Annotated in this window: 14 protein-coding genes; 6 read left to right on the top strand and 8 right to left on the bottom strand. The window is 68.5% G+C overall.

The window, feature by feature from the left end; translation table 11 throughout:
* Positions 1-86 precede the first annotated feature (86 nt).
* Positions 87-581, bottom strand: coding sequence for a VOC family protein (locus tag ACFWPQ_RS34190; protein ID WP_384043419.1), 495 nt, complete (start codon positions 579-581; stop codon positions 87-89).
* Positions 582-688: 107 nt separating this feature from the next.
* Here ACFWPQ_RS34190 and ACFWPQ_RS34185 point away from each other — a divergent pair, with 107 nt between their 5' ends.
* From ACFWPQ_RS34185 to ACFWPQ_RS34175, 3 genes are all read left to right on the top strand, one after another.
* The gene (locus tag ACFWPQ_RS34185) at positions 689-1,534 is read left to right on the top strand and encodes a fumarylacetoacetate hydrolase family protein (protein ID WP_384043417.1); all 846 of its coding nucleotides are present in this window, start codon (positions 689-691) and stop codon (positions 1,532-1,534) included.
* A 165-nt stretch (positions 1,535-1,699) separates the two neighbouring features.
* Entirely contained in the window at positions 1,700-2,575 is an 876-nt protein-coding gene (locus tag ACFWPQ_RS34180) for an oxidoreductase (protein ID WP_384043415.1), read from the top strand.
* A gap of 71 nt (positions 2,576-2,646) precedes the next feature.
* Positions 2,647-3,489: a helix-turn-helix transcriptional regulator gene (locus ACFWPQ_RS34175; protein ID WP_384043413.1), complete on the top strand. Its 843-nt coding sequence runs from the start codon at positions 2,647-2,649 to the stop codon at positions 3,487-3,489.
* 335 nt (positions 3,490-3,824) lie between these two features.
* Here the strand turns inward: ACFWPQ_RS34175 and ACFWPQ_RS34170 are convergent, their stop codons facing one another.
* Both ACFWPQ_RS34170 and ACFWPQ_RS34165 read right to left on the bottom strand, forming a co-directional pair.
* The gene (locus tag ACFWPQ_RS34170) at positions 3,825-4,616 is read right to left on the bottom strand and encodes a dienelactone hydrolase family protein (RefSeq protein WP_384043410.1); all 792 of its coding nucleotides are present in this window, start codon (positions 4,614-4,616) and stop codon (positions 3,825-3,827) included.
* 375 nt (positions 4,617-4,991) lie between these two features.
* Positions 4,992-5,786, bottom strand: coding sequence for an SDR family NAD(P)-dependent oxidoreductase (locus tag ACFWPQ_RS34165; RefSeq protein ID WP_384043407.1), 795 nt, complete (start codon positions 5,784-5,786; stop codon positions 4,992-4,994).
* A 74-nt stretch (positions 5,787-5,860) separates the two neighbouring features.
* On the opposite strand from ACFWPQ_RS34165, the gene ACFWPQ_RS34160 reads away from it, so the two are divergent.
* Both ACFWPQ_RS34160 and ACFWPQ_RS34155 read left to right on the top strand, forming a co-directional pair.
* On the top strand, positions 5,861-6,322 hold the full coding sequence (locus tag ACFWPQ_RS34160) for a MarR family winged helix-turn-helix transcriptional regulator (protein ID WP_384043404.1): 462 nt from the start codon (positions 5,861-5,863) through the stop codon (positions 6,320-6,322).
* Between the two features lie 41 nt (positions 6,323-6,363).
* The gene (locus ACFWPQ_RS34155) at positions 6,364-7,338 is read left to right on the top strand and encodes an Lrp/AsnC family transcriptional regulator (protein ID WP_384043401.1); all 975 of its coding nucleotides are present in this window, start codon (positions 6,364-6,366) and stop codon (positions 7,336-7,338) included.
* Positions 7,339-7,503: 165 nt separating this feature from the next.
* On the opposite strand, the gene ACFWPQ_RS34150 is transcribed toward ACFWPQ_RS34155, so the two are convergent.
* Positions 7,504-9,984, bottom strand: a complete 2,481-nt coding sequence (locus ACFWPQ_RS34150; protein WP_384043398.1) for a DHA2 family efflux MFS transporter permease subunit — start codon at positions 9,982-9,984, stop codon at positions 7,504-7,506.
* 447 nt (positions 9,985-10,431) lie between these two features.
* On the opposite strand from ACFWPQ_RS34150, the gene ACFWPQ_RS34145 reads away from it, so the two are divergent.
* Positions 10,432-11,268, top strand: coding sequence for a hypothetical protein (locus ACFWPQ_RS34145; protein WP_384043395.1), 837 nt, complete (start codon positions 10,432-10,434; stop codon positions 11,266-11,268).
* 229 nt (positions 11,269-11,497) lie between these two features.
* On the opposite strand, the gene ACFWPQ_RS34140 is transcribed toward ACFWPQ_RS34145, so the two are convergent.
* From ACFWPQ_RS34140 to ACFWPQ_RS34125, 4 genes are all read right to left on the bottom strand, one after another.
* Positions 11,498-12,160: a CocE/NonD family hydrolase gene (locus tag ACFWPQ_RS34140; RefSeq protein WP_384043394.1), complete on the bottom strand. Its 663-nt coding sequence runs from the start codon at positions 12,158-12,160 to the stop codon at positions 11,498-11,500.
* Between the two features lie 24 nt (positions 12,161-12,184).
* Positions 12,185-12,955 carry an ATP-binding protein gene (locus ACFWPQ_RS34135; RefSeq protein ID WP_384043391.1) on the bottom strand — a complete coding sequence of 257 codons (771 nt, stop codon included), beginning with the start codon at positions 12,953-12,955 and terminating at the stop codon, positions 12,185-12,187.
* Positions 12,956-13,424: 469 nt separating this feature from the next.
* Positions 13,425-14,114 (bottom strand): hypothetical protein, encoded by a 690-nt coding sequence (locus ACFWPQ_RS34130; RefSeq protein WP_384043388.1) that lies wholly within the window; start codon positions 14,112-14,114, stop codon positions 13,425-13,427.
* 40 nt (positions 14,115-14,154) lie between these two features.
* Positions 14,155-15,327, bottom strand: a complete 1,173-nt coding sequence (locus tag ACFWPQ_RS34125) for a fructose-specific PTS transporter subunit EIIC (protein ID WP_384043385.1) — start codon at positions 15,325-15,327, stop codon at positions 14,155-14,157.
* Between the last annotated feature and the right edge of the window lie 219 nt (positions 15,328-15,546).

Below are 15,546 nucleotides of genomic sequence, written 5' to 3'. Positions count from 1 at the left end.
TTACTGGACTGGCCCGGTGGCTCGCACTTTTTCGGGAGGGGCGGTGTCGCCCCCCGGCCGGCCGGGGGGCGACTCCGCCATAACTGCTACTGGACCGGCTGGTAGGCGGTGCCGCCGTCACTGAGCAGCCGCTCGGCCTCCGCGTAGATCTCCTCCGGCGAGAGACCGAAGTCGATGGTCTTACGGAACGGCTGGCGCACATCCTTCTCGATGCGCAGGTAGACCTCGTTGCGGTTGCCCTCGGGATCGAAGAAGTAGATCCCGAGTGCGTTGCCGTGGGTGACCTCCTGCTGCACCTTCACCCCTTCCTCCTCGAACCTGCGATGAAAGGCACGCAGATCCTCCACGGACTCCACCCGCCAGGAGATCTGATGCTGCTGCTTGTCGCCGACCGGCGAGGTACGTCCGGTCTGCAGCACGAACTCGTGATGCTCCTCCTCCGGCTTCGCACTGAAGAACACGATGCCGAAGTCAGCGTCCTCGTCCGTGACGGTCAGACCCATGACGCGCTCGTAGAAGTCCCGCATCCTCGGCAGGTCGTACACCCACACTCCAGTGTGACCGAGTCCGGTGATAGCCACGCCGACACCCCTTTGATTGTCTCGCTATGCAGGACGCATATCCTGCTATACATAATCAGCGTACGATCAGCGCTCCCAGCGGTCAATCAAGGAGAGGTGCACCTCACATGCGACTGGCAACACTGCGCGTGAGCGACGGAACACGGGCGGCCCGGCACGACGGAGAGTCCTACGTCCTGCTCCCCCACCCCGATCTCGGCGCTCTGCTCGCCTCCGGGGACGACTGGGCCCGCACGGCAGCGAGCGCGGAAGGCGAGCGCATCGACGCCGCCGACGCTGTATACGCACCGCTGGTGCCGCACCCGAACAAGATCATCTGCCTCGGCCTGAACTACGCCACCCACATCAAGGAGATGGGCCGGGACACACCCCAGTACCCGACGCTGTTCGCGAAGTACGACGGCTCGCTCATCGGCGCATACGACCCGGTCACGCTTCCCGTGGTCAGCGACAGCGTGGACTGGGAGGCCGAGCTCGGATTCGTCATCGGCCGGGCCGCCCGTCACGTCCCGAAGGAAGAAGCACTGGACTTCGTCGCCGGCTACACCGTCGTCAACGACGTGACCGTACGCGAATACCAGCGCCGCACCCGGGAGTTCCTGGCCGGCAAGACCTTCGAGGCGACCACCCCCGTGGGCCCCGAACTGGTCACCCCCGACGAGTTCGACGGCAAGGAACCCGACCTGGAGATCCGGTGCGAGGTGGACGGAACGGTGATGCAACGCTCCCGTACCTCGGACCTGCTGTTCGGCATCGCCGACATCGTCTCCTACGTCAGCGACATCATCACCCTTCGACCCGGCGACCTCATCTGCACCGGAACACCCGGCGGCGTCGGCGACGGCATGAACCCCAAGACCTACCTCAAGCACGGCCAGGTCCTGCGCACCGTCATCGAAGGCCTCGGCGAAACCCGCAATGTGTGCGTGCGAGAGACGACGCCCTCGGCGTAGGGCAGCGGCCCGGCGACGGCTCAACCATGTACTGCCATGCCATGGATAAACGCTCCTCTCCCGCTTCACGGGGGTCGCTCCGATAGTGGATCCGAGATCAGCCTGCCGCGCCGAGGGCTCGGCCCCTCGCCGGCATTCACCCCCTAGGAAGAGAAGAGTCTGTTCATGGCCACCGAGAAATGGACCCCCGCCCCGCTGCCCGACCTGTCCGGGCGGACTGTGGTGGTGACCGGCGCCTCCAGCGGGCTCGGGGCGGTCACCGCCCGCGAGCTGGCCAGGGCCGGGGCACGGGTCGTGCTGGCCGTGCGGAATCCGGGCAAGGGCCAGTCGGTCGCCGACGGCATCGCGGGCAAGACCGAAGTGCGCGCTCTGGACCTGGGCAACCTCGCTTCGGTTCAGGCCTTCGCCGACTCCTGGTCGGGACCACTGGACATCCTGATCAACAACGCGGGCATCATGGGCGTGCCGCAAGGCCGTACCGCCGACGGATTCGAGCTGCAGTTCGGCACCAACCATCTGGGGCACTTCGCGCTGACCAACCTGCTGCTCCCGCACATCACCGACCGGATCGTCACCCTCTCCTCGGGGCTGTCCTTCATGGGCCGGATCCACCTGGACGACCTGAACTGGCAGAACCGCCCCTACAAGCCCATGCGCGCCTATGCGCAGTCCAAGCTCGCCAATCTGCTGTTCACCGTCGAACTGCAGCGACGGCTCGGCGAGGCCGGGAGTTCCGTGCGCGCTCTCAACGCCCACCCGGGCGTGGCCACCACGCCTCTCGACCAGCATCTGCGCGGACTCACGGGCGCCTTCACCCGCTTCAGCTATCGCTTCTACGCCCAGAAGAAGGCAGAGTACGGCGCGCTGCCCATCCTGTACGCCGCCACTCAGGACGTACCCGGAGGCTCGTACATCGGGCCCAGCGGCCGCGACGGTGAGCGCCCTCGTATCGAGAAGCGCAGCGCGCGCGACACAGACGCCACCATGGCGCGTCGTCTGTGGGACCGCTCCGAGGAACTGACCAGGGTCTACTTCGCCTGACCCGGCCCAGTGGACCCTGTGGAGGACACCGCATGCCCACCCCGGACATCCGCCGACGGAATAATGACAAAGTGGACCGATCACAGCTTGCCGACTTCCTGCGCCGGCGCCGAGAGGCCCTGCAACCCGAGGATGTCGGGCTCACACGGGGCCCACGACGCCGTAGCCCCGGCCTGCGCCGCGAAGACGTCGCCGCGCTGGCCGGGATGTCGGTCGACTACTACGTCCGGCTCGAACAGGAACGCGGCCCGCAGCCGTCCGAGCAGATGACAGCGGCTCTCGCCCGCGGCCTGCGGCTGTCCTTGGACGAGCGCGACCACCTCTTCCGCCTGGCCGGTCACGCCATTCCCGGACGTGTCTCCCGCAACGATCACGTCAGTCCGGCCATGATGCGGGTCCTGGATCATCTCCAGGACACCCCGGCCCAGGTCGTGACGGACCTGACCGAGACGCTCGCGCAGACACGCCTCGCCACGGCGCTGCTCGGCGACCAGACCCGCTTCACCGGTCCGGCCCGCAGCATGATCTACCGGTGGTTCACCGACCCCCGGTCCCGTTCCGTCTTCCCAGAGGAAGACCACGCCCTGCACAGCCGCATCTTCGTCTCGCGACTGCGCTCCGTCCACGTCGTCAGCGACCAGAGCCCCCGCACCACCGTGCTGATCGAGCGACTCAACTCCACGAGCGGTGAGTTCACGCGCCTGTGGAACCAGCACGAGGTCGGGGTGCCCAAGGACGAGTACAAGACGATCGTCCACCCCGAAGTCGGAGATCTGCACCTGCACTGCCAGACCCTGCTCGCCACCGACCAGGCCCAGTCCTTGCTCATTTTCACGGCGACCCCGGGCTCTGAGAGCTACGAGAAGCTGAAGCTCCTCTCTGTCATAGGCGCGCCTGCCGGCCCCTTCAGCTGACCGAACGCTCAATCCGGCCAGGAGCCACGAGCCACATCCCAGCGCCCGGTGGCCACCGCCACACCGCCGGGCCCCGGTGGCCGCCGCCGCGACCGTTATCCCCACGGCGCGTCGGCGGCCCCGGAACTCACCGGGCCACGCACTATCGCCGGTTCTCCCACTTCCGTCCCGCAGTGGCAGTGGGCTGGGAACTCTCGTGGACGCGTCGCGGGTGGATTGAACTCCGGAGATGCTCATCCCGTTCGACCGGGCGAGAGGACTGGTCGAACGGGCGATCGCGATGACTTCGGTGACACGACCCATGAAACTTCCCAGCTCTGTCGGGGAGTTGATGGTCAGACGGCCGTGGGGAGGTGTTTGTCGAGGAATGCCCGGGTGCGCTGCCAGGCGGTTCGCGCGCTGTCCTCGACGTACATGTGCGGACGGGCGTCACAGGCGAAGGCGTGTCCGGCGCCCGCGTACACGTAGCTCTCGTAGTCGGTTTCCACGACGTTGAGGGCTCGTTCGATGGCCGTGACCTGGTCTCTGGGAATGCTGGGATCTTCCGAGCCGACGTGCAACTGTACGGGAGCGTCGATCTCCCCCGCCCGATCGATGACCGCGTGCGGGCCGACGGCGATGCCGGGTCCGTAGAAGACGACGACGGCACCGAGTCCGCTGACGCCGGTGGCCGCGGTGAAGGCGGCCCGGCCGCCGAAGCAGAGCCCGTTGACCGCGGTACGTGTGGCTGGGATGCCCTCCTGCTGCGCGAGGCGCGAGAGTACGGCTTCCACGTCTGTGACGATCGCGTCGGGTCCGATGGCCCCGATCAACGACATGGCTTCGGTGCGCTGGTCGTACCTGAGCGTTCGGACCCCGCTGCGGTGGAACAGGTCGGGCGCCAGGGCCAGTAACCCGCAGGCGGCGTGGCGGCGAGCGATGTCCTGGATGTGTTCGTTGACCCCGAACGCCTCCGGCAGTACCACCACGGCCCGGTCGGCGGGCCGCACCGGGTGCGCTTCATACACCCGCATCGTTCCGTCTGCCGTGGGGATGGTGATCCAACCGGTTGTGACAGCGGCGTTGTCGTGGTCGTTCACGGCTTTGAGTCCTTCGACGGTACTTACTTCGAACAACCGTCCTGTCACGGTCCAGCGGAGGCCGTGCGGTCGGATCAGGAACGGTGGCGGGTTGATGCCGGCTCGATGAGGAGCCAGGGCACCGACACAGCGCGTGGCAGGAGTGGGCGGCGACGGGGGCAGGGAACTGGCGCGCGGACACGCCTGCCCTGTCCCCGTCGACGGCCTGGACCTCACCTGGTGGCCTTCGCGCAGCACCTCGTGCCGGCGGCGTCCTCAGGCCGACAGCTCACGATTTCGGCGAGTGCGCGGAGGCAACCCTTGCCGCGGTGTTCCGGACGCCTGGCCGGAGTCCGCGTTGTGCGGTGCATGCGGCGCCGGGCCGCCGCGGAAGGCCGACAGCCGTGGCACCGTACGCCGTGCCGACGGCGGCAAGGTCCGGTCTCAGTGCTCCTGCGGTTGCCCGTAGCGAGCCGCGGGGGTGGGGCGGTTGCCTCCGGCCAGGAGAGCGGTCTCGCCGGCCAGCAGGGCTTCGATCGCCGCTTCCTGGTCCTCCAGGCCGGGAACGCAGATCGTCTCCCCCAGACGCAGACCGGCAAGACCGGCATGGGCCACCGCCTCCGGAGTCATGGCGAAGGGCACGTCGCGGCTGGCCCCGTTGTTGAAGTCGGTTGCGACTATCCCGGGGCAGACCACCTGGGTGCGGACACCGGTACCGGCGAGTTCCTGACCGAGCGTCCTGGTGAACGCGACCGTGGCGGCCTTCGCGGCGGCGTAGAGAGTGCGGGGCGGCATGTGCGGATTGTCCTGTCCGGCGCTGAAAGCCAGCAGGGAGGCCACCGTGACGATGGAGCCGGTGCCTGCGGCCAGCATGCCGGGGAGCGCGGCTCGGGCCAGTTGAACGGGCGCAGTGCCGTTGAGGGTCAGCATGCGGTCGATCTCGCCGGGGTCGACGTCGACGAGCCGGGCGTAGCCGCCGGCACCCGCGTTGCTGATCAGCAGTCGGACATCGCCTACGGCGAGGCGCTCGACCACCGCGCCGAGCCCTTCGGAGGTTGCGAGGTCCGCCGGCAGGACCTCCACGGCCGCACCGGACTTTCGCAGTTCGTCGGCCAGGTCGGAAAGACGGTCGATCCGCCGGGCCACCAGGATCAGATCGTGGTCGGTCGAGAGAAGGCGGGCATATGCGGCGCCGATGCCGGACGAGGCACCGGTGACGAGCGCAAGAGTACGAGACATGACGGCAAAGTTATTCAGGTGCCTGTCACATGTCAAGCTGCTTGATACTCATCCAGGTGCCGTATCTTTGTCGCGTGAGACAGAACCATGGCGGGGACGGAACCATCGCGGTCGATGCGCTGCACCGGGTGACCTGGGCACTGCGGCGAGCGGAGTGGGCGGTACAGGCCCGCAAGGACCAGAGCCTTCGGCCTCAGGGCATCGCGGCCGCGCAGTACTCCTTGCTGATCTGCGTCCACACCGATCCCGGTCTGACCGGCGCAGAACTGGCACGTCGGCTGAACGTCACCCCGCAGGCGGTGGCCTCCCAAGTGGCCCGCCTGGAGGAACGGGGCCAGCTCGAACGCCGCCCGCACCCGCGCCACCGCCACGTGCAGGAACTCCATCTCACCGACGCGGGCCGTGACGCCCTGCGCCAGGCCGATGCAGTGATCGACGAGATCGAACAGCGGATCGCCGAGAAGCTGGGGCCCGACAAGGCCGCACAGTTGACGGCGCTGCTCGACGAGGTGGCCGACGCGGTGCGCGAGGCCTGACGCACCTCACTCACCTCCTCCGAGCGCCTCAAGGAGTACGGATGGATCTCCCCCCACTCGATCCCCTCGACCTTCAACTGCTGCATGCCCTGCAGCTCGACGGGCGTGCGCCCTTCAGCCGTATCGCCACCGTCCTCGGCGTCTCCGACCAGACGGTGGCCCGGCGGTACCGGCGGCTGCACAAGACCGTCAACGTGCGTGTCCTCGGCATGACGGACGAGAGCCGGCTCGGCCGGCAGAGCTGGATCGTACGGCTGCACTGCATCCCGGACGTCGCCGAACAGCTCGCCGAGGCCCTCGCCAAGCGCCCCGACACTCTGTACGTGACCCTGATCTCCGGCGGCACCGAGGTCGTCTGCGGCATGAAGCCCCGCAGCCGAAGGGAACGCGACGAGTTGCTCTTCGACCGGCTCCAACGCACCCGGCAGATCGTCAAGGTGACGGCCCACTGCCTGCTGTACCCCTTCTACGGAGGATCGCTGAGCTGGCTCAACAAGTCCAACGCTCTCGACGCCGACCAGCAGGCCGCGCTGCGGCTGCCGGCTCCGGAGCAGTTCGCCGGAGCCGTGCCCCTGGACGCCGCCGACGAGGCACTTCTCGCGTTGCTCCGCCGCGACGGCCGGGCCACCCTGACCGATCTGCAGAAAGCCACCGGGCAGTCGGAGTCGGCGGTCAAGCGGCGGCTGGACTCCCTGCGTTCCTCCGGGGTGTTGTATTTCGACGTCCAGTACGACCACGAGTCGCTCGGGCAGGACATCAGCGCCATGCTCTGGCTCACCGTCATGCCTCGCGCCCTCGCCGACGTCGGACACAGCATCGCCGCGCATCCGGAGGTGCACTTCGCGTCCGCCACCACAGGCCAGGCGAACATCGTCGTCTCGGCCCACTTCCAGAGCTCGGACCAGCTGTACACGTATCTGAGCGAGAAGATCGGGGCCCTCGACGGCATCCAGGCCGTCGAGTCGGCTCTAGTCCTACGCCAGGTCAAGCAGCTCACCTACGAACCGAACCGCTGACGGACACGCGTGGTCCGGAACCCCCGGGAGTGGGTCCCGGACCACGCTCGGGGCGCCTACCCGTCCCCACGGAAGTGCGCCCCGTACCGGGCCACGCCGCTCCAGCCGGCCCGGTACGTTCTCTGGACCTCGTCCGACCGGCGGCCGTCGGCCGGACCGAGCCGCTCAGCCCTCGGGGTGAACGAGTTCCACATCGAACTCCAGGTGCGGGCCGTCCAGGGTGACCTGTGCGGCCACCGGCGGGTACCCGGTGGCGATCACCGAGTAGTCGCCGGCATCCAGGTCGGTGAAGGCGTAGTCGCCGTCCGGCCCGGTGGTCGCCGTACTGATCACGTTTCCCGCCTGGTCCACGAGCGTGACCCGCGCGTCGTCCAGCGGCCTGCGATCGCTCCCGGCCCGCACAGTTCCCCGCAGCACCGCTCCGGGCCACAACGCGACGTCCAGATGAGCGAGTCGAGGACCGAACACCCGGACGGGCAGTGCAGCGGGCCGGAACCCCTGAGCGTTGACGACGACCGTGAGATCGCCTTCCGGCAGCTCACCGAACGCGAACGCGCCGGACTCGTCGGTCGTGTCGGCGGCCAACGCCTCACCCAGCACGTCCGTCACCGCCACCGTGGCCCCGGGCACGGGCGCGCCGTCTCCTGCCGTGATGACCGTGCCCACCAGCCCGCGGTTCGCGGACAACATGACATCGTGGGACAGCGGCTCGTCGCCCACCACCACGGTGGCGGCCTGCGGCTGGTGACCCTCCGCCGCCGCGATCAGTACGTACGATCCGGCGCCCGGCACATCGAGTACGTACCTGCCTTCGAAATGCGCCACCGCTCGCGCCAGTTGCCGCCCGGCCGACGAGATCAGGGTCAGAGTGGCTCCTTCGACAGGCGTACCCGCGGCCTCGCTCACCCGGCCGTACAGCTGGGACCCCGATTCACCATCCGGTACGAAGCCGGCGCCCCCCGTCCCAGTCCCGGCCGCGGGTGCACGCAGGTCGGTCCGCGCGGCGTGACGACCATGTGCATGGGCACCGACCAGAACGGCCTCCGACTCGATCTCGACGGAGGGCTCGGGCTCCTCAGGCCCTGTCTGTTCGGCACTGCCGGCGACAGGTGCCGCGGTGCGCTGCGGCGTCCGCAGCAGTACCGCACCCACGAGCGCCGCGAGCAGGGCCAGCGACGCGGCCACGATCAGGCACAGTTTGATGCCGTCGAGGAACGACTCGGACAGCGCGCCCAGAGCCTGACCGGTGTGCTTCCCGAGGTCCATCCCTGCCACCGCTCCCAGGCCGTGGGTGTCGGCGACGTCGGTGATCCGCTGTACCGACGGGCCGCTGAGACCGGCGTCGCGCAGGTGACCGGGGAGGGCGTCGGTGCTCTTGGTCGTGAGCAGGGTGCCCAGGATGGCCGGGCCGAGTACACCGCCGACCTGCCGGAAGGCGTTGTTGCCCGCCGACGCCATACCGGCCAGGTGGTGCGGCACGGCCGCGACGGCGGTGGCGGTCATGGGGGTGATCACGATGCCCAGCCCGAGGCCGAGCAGGCCCAGCCGCCAGGCCAGCGGCCCGAAGCCGGTCCCGGCGTCGATCGACGTCAGGGAGACCAGTGCTCCCGTGGTGATCAGCAGGCCGGTGGTGATCATGATCCGGGCCGAGATCTTGTGCATCAGACGTCCGGCCAGCGGACCCACGACCAGGGACATCAGACAGACGACCAGCAGCCGGTAGCCGGCGTGCAGGGTGTCGAGGCGCTGCACCAGACCGAAGTAGAGGCTGAGGACGTAGAAGAAGCCGATCAGCCCAAGGAACGTGATCATGGCGATCAAGGTCGTCGCGCTGAAGGCCGGGCTACGGAAGAGTGACAGGTCCAGCATGGGGCTGGTGCTGCGGCGCTCGGCCAGGACGAAGGCGACGGCGCTGACCGCGGCCAGCGACAGAGCCACGATCACCCGGCCCTCGGTGAAGGAGGCGGCTCCGCCCTCGATGACGCCGTAGACGAGCGCGGTGATCGCCACCGCCGCGGTTATCTGGCCGGGCCAGTCAAGCCGGCGCTCGACAGGCGAGCGGGAGTCGGTCACCAGGGGTGCCGCGATCGCGAGGGTGATGACGGCCACAGGGATGGTCGGCAGATAGATCCAACGCCAGGTGGTGTGGTCGAGGATCACACCGGCGATCATCGGGCCGACGGCCAGCGCGGCCATCAGCGACGCCGCCCACAGTCCGACGAACGTGGCGCGCTTGCGCGGGTCGGGTACGGCGTGGCTGATCAGCGCCAGCGTGGACGGCAGCAGCGCGGCGGCGCCCAGACCGGCACAGGCCTGGCCGATCCACAGCACCTGGACCGAGTGGGCCGACAGTGCGACGACGGCGCCCACCGCGGCCAGCGCCAGGCCGGACAGGTACACCTTCTTGCGTCCGTGAACGTCGCCGAAGACGCCGGCGGTCAGGATGAAGGCGGCCATGGGGAGCTGGAACGCCGACTGGACCCAGGTCAGTTGGGAGGACGACGCGTGCAACGCGGACTGGATGGCGGGCAGGCTCACCGACACGGTGGTCACGGGCAGGTAGGCGACGAACATCCCGAGGCAGGCCATGACCAGCGTGGCCACTTGCCGTTCTCGGTGCTCGCTCGCCGGTGGTGTGACGTTCAAGGAAATCTCCCTCATGGCGCGGCGTTACCGCACTCCGCTTACGAGACGACACCTTCGGGCCACGCCCGTCGTGCGTTCTAGCCACAGCCCCGAAAACCGGGAAAACCGACATCCGGAGCAGGTCCGAGAGGGATTTCCGACGGCCTTGAAGCGCCTTGGGCCGAGCGCGACGGCACCGCGGCCACGCTGGCCGGGGCGGCGGCCGCGTCGCCCCCGAGTTCAGGTCCTACCGCGGTCGTAGCCGCCGATGCCCGGTTCCTCCCGCGGTACCACGGCAGGCGCTGTGGCCGAACCTAGCGTCCCTGCCGAGGCGCCGAAGCGACGGCCGCCCGGTACTAAGGACGAGTCGATGATCATCGATGCACTACGACCCGTAACAGCTCAACGGCGCGGGCCAGCCGCCGACGGCACACGCCGCTCCGCCGACGCTCTCCCCAGGGAGCGCTCGTGACCGACACAAGCCAGGTGCGAGGCAGTGGCCTCCCCTATGCCAAGGTGCCCGCGGTCACCGCGATCTTCTGGTGCGTCAAGGTGCTCACGACGGGGCTGGGAGAGTCCGCCTCGGACTACCTGTTCCTGGGCGGACACTGGATCCTGCTGATCCTCACCGCGCTCACGGTTGCCGGAGCGTTCGTGTGGCAGTTCCGGACGTCTCGATACCAGGCGATCCCGTACTGGACCGCGGTCCTCGGCGTCGCTGTCTTCGGTACGGCCGAGGCGGACATAGTGGCCTTCGTCGTCGGCGTGCCGCTGCCACTGGTGACCGGCGGGTACGCCCTCGCCACCGCTCTCGTGCTGTGGCTCTGGTACCGGTCGGAGGGGACGCTCTCGGTGCACAGCATCACCACGCGGCGCCGCGAGACCTACTACTGGCTGACCGTCATGTGCAGCTTCGCACTGGGCACCGCCGCGGGCGATCTCACGGCCGACACCCTGGGTCTGGGCCTGGTGGGCTCGATCGCTCTGTTCGGCGTAGCCATCACCGTCCCGTGGGTCCTCCATCGCCGAGGGACGCTCCATCCGGTCACCGCCTTCTGGGCGGCTTACGTCCTCACCCGCCCGCTGGGCGCCTCTGTGGCGGACTGGCTCCTCAAGCCCGTCCACGACGACGGTTACGGGGGCGGCGGTATCGGTCTCGGATCGGGCGCGGTCTCCCTCGGAGGGCTGGTCCTGTTCGCGGGTCTGGTCGCCTACCTGGCGATCAGGCGCCCCGACGTGCAGGAGACGCCGAATGGATTCCGCACCAGGCCCGTCAGCTCTCCCAGCGAAGCACCGCACGCCTGAGCAGCTGGGACTGAACGCAGAGCGCGACGCGCCGCGTTCAGTCCCAGCTCCGCAGACGAACGCCTCGGTCGGTATGAGGTCGATGTCGGTCTTGACCGTGGACACCGACAGCACGAAGCAGGCGGCGATCTCCCCATTGGGTGGCGGTGTCGCTCAGGCCATGCCCCCTAGGGCACGATGCCGGCAGTAGGGCTTCACAGTTAATGCGCCACGGGGGCGACGCGCGGCTTCAACGTGTGGGCAGGAGCATGGCGGAAGGGTGTTCCGGGTCATGGAACACGAGCTGCCGCGCCGGGCGGAGAGTGGTGGCGGTGGCTCGGGGCTTATCGGTGCCGGGGTTGCGGTTGTAGCGCGGGAAAGCCCCGCTGGACGCCTGGACCCGGATACGGTGACCACGTTTGAACCGGTGGGCCGTCGGCCAGAGCCGCACGTCCGCCGGTGAGGTCTTGTCGGCGTTGGCGAGGCTGACCAGGCCGTCGCAGACGTTGGTGGAACGTCCCTTCCCGTCGACGTCGCACAGGCGGACGAAGACATCGGCGTACGGCAGGCTGGAACGGAAGAAGATCTCAGCACTCACCTCACCGACCACCTCGACGTCCTTGTCCAGTACGGACGTTGTGTAGGTGAGGAGAACGCCCCGGGCCTCCAAAGCTGTGTTGTCGCCCCAGCCTGCCTTCATGCCGAAAGCCAGGCGGACGCCGCCGGCCGCCGGGGTGGTGTTGGCGGGGTCGTAGGAGTATCCGTCGGGGGACGAGTTGGCGGGCGCCTCGGGCGAGAGTGCGCTGTCCGCCTGAAGGTGAAAACGCCGGGGTTCGTATCCGGGCAGCGGCCAGGACGGGAAGTCACGCCTTTTCTCCTCGCCTATGACGAACTGGCGTACCGGGGCGCGCACTCGGTTTCTCGTACCTGGCCCCGGTCAGACCGAAGCCGAGGGCTTCGGTCTGACCGGGGAGATGCCCTCTCCGGAGCAGACCTCCTCGGCCTCGTCGAGCCCCAAACTCCCCGCAAGGACCGACAGCCTGTTCCACAGCAGCCGCTCGGCCGGGGTGCAGAGTTCGTAACTCCAGTCCATCAGTGTGCGCTGGTGCGGCCACGCTGTCCGGCTGCCGCCGGTGAGCAGCGCGAAGCGGTCCTCCAGTCGGTCCACCGTCTGCTGGACGCTGAGGGTGCGCAGCCGGGACGCGGCCAGTTCGATCGCCAGCGGCACCCCGTCGAGATCGGTGCACAGCCGGGAGACCGCGGCGTCGTTCTCGGCAGTGACCCGGAAGTCCATCCGCACCGCGGTGGCCCGGTCCCGCAGCAGCTCGACAGCGTCCTGCAGGGGCAGAGGCGGATCGGCGCTGAGATGCTCGCCGCTGACACCCAGGGCGTGGCGGCTCGTCGTCTGAACACGCAGATCGGCGCTTGCCGACAGCAGTGCCCGCGTCAGCTCGGCGCAGGCATCGATGAGATGTTCACAGTTGTCCAGCACGATCAGTGCCCGGCGCCCGGCCAGATGCGCCCCAAGCCGTTCAAGGACCGGCATGGCGCCCAGCTCCTGCACTCCGAGGGCCCTGGCGGCGGCGCCGGCCACCGCCGACGGGGCGCTCACAGGGGCCAGGTCCACCAGCCATACCCCGTCCGGAAACGCGTCTGCCGACGTGGCGGCCACTTCGAGCGCCAGTCGGGTCTTGCCGATCCCGCCCATCCCCGTGAGCGTGAGCAGCCGCGCCGTCCGAAGGCGTTCTAAGGACCTCGGTGATCTCGCTTCGTCGGCCCACGAACGTGTCGACGGCCACAGGCAGGCCTCTCGGCTGAAGCCACAACGATCACGCACCTCGCCATCACCGACTCGAAACCGGACGGGGCTGGAAGCCGTTCCGTGTCCGCGAACCGCCTCGGCGGACGCAGGACAGGTCACCAAGCAATCGGAGGCCGACGCAACCGGCGTCGACGGATGACGCAAAGTACACCATTGATAAGATAAACAGGACGGCCGGCCTCCCGCTGGGAACGTCCCGGGCGAACGGTGAGTGGTGGGGACTCGGAGGCGGCCACCGCGCGTGGTACGCCAACCTTGCCGTGGCCGACGCGGAACGCCGGGCCGGGGGGTGAGCCCCGGCCCGGCGTCTGCTTGGCATATCAGTTGCCACGCTGTGCGTGAAGAAGGTTCGGCCTCAGTGAGCAGCCAGCTTGAGGACGACCTTGGTCGGCTCCTGGGGAGTGGGGGCGGGCGTGGTGGATGGCTTCATGGCCGACGGCTTCTTCAGGGTGGGCTTCTTGGCGGCGTGCTTCTTGGCAGCCGCCTTCTTCTTCGGGGTGTGCTTCTTCGGGGACTTGTGTGTCTTGCCGCCGGGGGCCGATTCGTTGGTGATTGCCGCCGCGATCACGTTGATCTTGCTGCCGTAGGTTGCGATCAGAGGATCGGTGACCGATGAAGGGGCATCCGTTGCCACGTCGATCACGTCCGTGTCCTCGTTGTAGGTCGCGGTGCCGGAGTAACCAGCATCCGAGATCTGTGCGACCGTGTCGTCCGAGATCGTCGACACCTCGTCGTTCGTGGAGAACTGGCTGTACTCGCCGTAGAGAACCAGATCCGGGTTGTCGAACCCGGTGAAATCCGAGGGGTACTGCAGTTCGTCGGGCACCTGGGATCCCGTGAACACCAGGGTCGCCTCGCCCGCATCGTCCACGTACTCCATCAGGGCGTTGTTGTAGTCGCCGATTTCCATGACGCGATCCCAGTCCGCGTCGCTGATCCCGGCATCCCCGGGGTTCATCAGCGCGAACGATGGGGCTGCGCCCAGGGCGAGCGACGCGGACAGGAGACCGCTCAGCAGCAGTGTCCGGGACAGTCTTCTTCGCATGGGAAACTCCTCGTTTCTGTTTCTGGTGTTCCTGTGCACGTCACTTGGCCAACGCCACGCGGGCCCTGACAGTGCGGTCTTCCAGCGCGGGGAACTGCGCCCTGCGTAGGCTCTTGAGGCCGACCGCGACGCCGGCTGTGACGAGGGTTCCGGCGGCGACGGCAGCGGCGAACATCAGCGGTTTGCCCAGGTGAGTGGCGGCGAAGACGCCGCCGGCCGCAGTCGCCGCGGTTGGGCCGAGCTTCATGGCCACTACGCCGGTGACGGCTCCGCCTGCCATGTTGGCCGGGATCACCCGCAGGGGGTCGGTGAGGGCGAAGGGGACGGCGCCTTCGGGGACGAAGGCCAGACCACTCAGCCAGGAGACCCTGCCGTACCGTCGTTCGGTTTCGCTGAACAAGCTGCGGCGCAGCAGGGTGGCGAGTGCCATCCCCAGCGGTGGGACCATACCCGTCGCCATCACGACAGCCATGAACGTCAGGTGCGGTGTGGAAGGGTCGGGCGAACTGATGCCCATGGTGCCGAAGCCGAAGGCCGTCTTGCCGATCGCCCCGCCGAGATCGCAGCACATCAACAAACCGAGGATCAGGCCGAGCACGATCTGATTGGAGAATTCCAGGCCGATCAGCTGGCCGGTCAGCCATGTCTGGGTCCAACTGAGCATTGGCCCGACGAATGCAAACAGGACCACCGCGGTGATGACGGTTGCGACGAGGGGGAGCACCCCGGTCATGCCGACTTTCAGTCTCCGGATGTTGATCCGCCCCAGAGCCCGAGTGGCCGCACCGGCGATCAGGCCGGCCGTCAGGCCGCCGAGATAGCCAGCGTCCAGGGTCACAGCGGTCAGGCCGCCGATGACGCCGGGAATCACCCCTGGGCGGTCGGCGATGGCGTGGGCGATGCAGCCGGCGATTGCCACGGTGAGGATGTCGAGCGTCAGGCTGCCCGTTCTCATCAGCGCCGCCGCCCAGCTGTCCGGTCCGGTCCAGTCGAAGCCCCGCGCGAGGACAGCGGGTGCGTTCGTGGCGATCTCCGAGCCGCCGATGGTGAAGGCCAGGAAACAGAGCACGCCACCGAGGGCCGCAAGGTAAGTGAGGTGCGGAGTGCCGGAGACCAGCCACCTGCCGGATCTGGCGACTCCGGGGTCGATGGGCGTAGCGCCGCGGCCCCGGCGGGCCGTCGAGGTCTTGGTGGATCGGCTGGGTTTGGACATGGTCGAACTCCAGGGCACGTGGGATACCGCCCGAGGAAGGGGAAGGCGGCGGCGACTGCGGAGTGGGCGGGGTACGGGGGCGGTCGCGGTGACCGGGGAATGAGGCGGGAACCGCGCCGTGGGAACCACCCGTTCCGGGTCGGGGGTGTGTGTGGGGCGCCACAGCAGAGGGGGGGCCGTCCCCCCGGGGGACACGAGGGGGGGGTGAAAGCGGCGGAA

This window comes from Streptomyces sp. NPDC058464 (assembly GCF_042721035.1).
Lineage (GTDB): Bacteria > Actinomycetota > Actinomycetes > Streptomycetales > Streptomycetaceae > Streptomyces.
The sequence above is the reverse complement of the archived record's forward strand: the minus strand, read 5'-3'. Positions and strand labels throughout refer to the sequence as shown.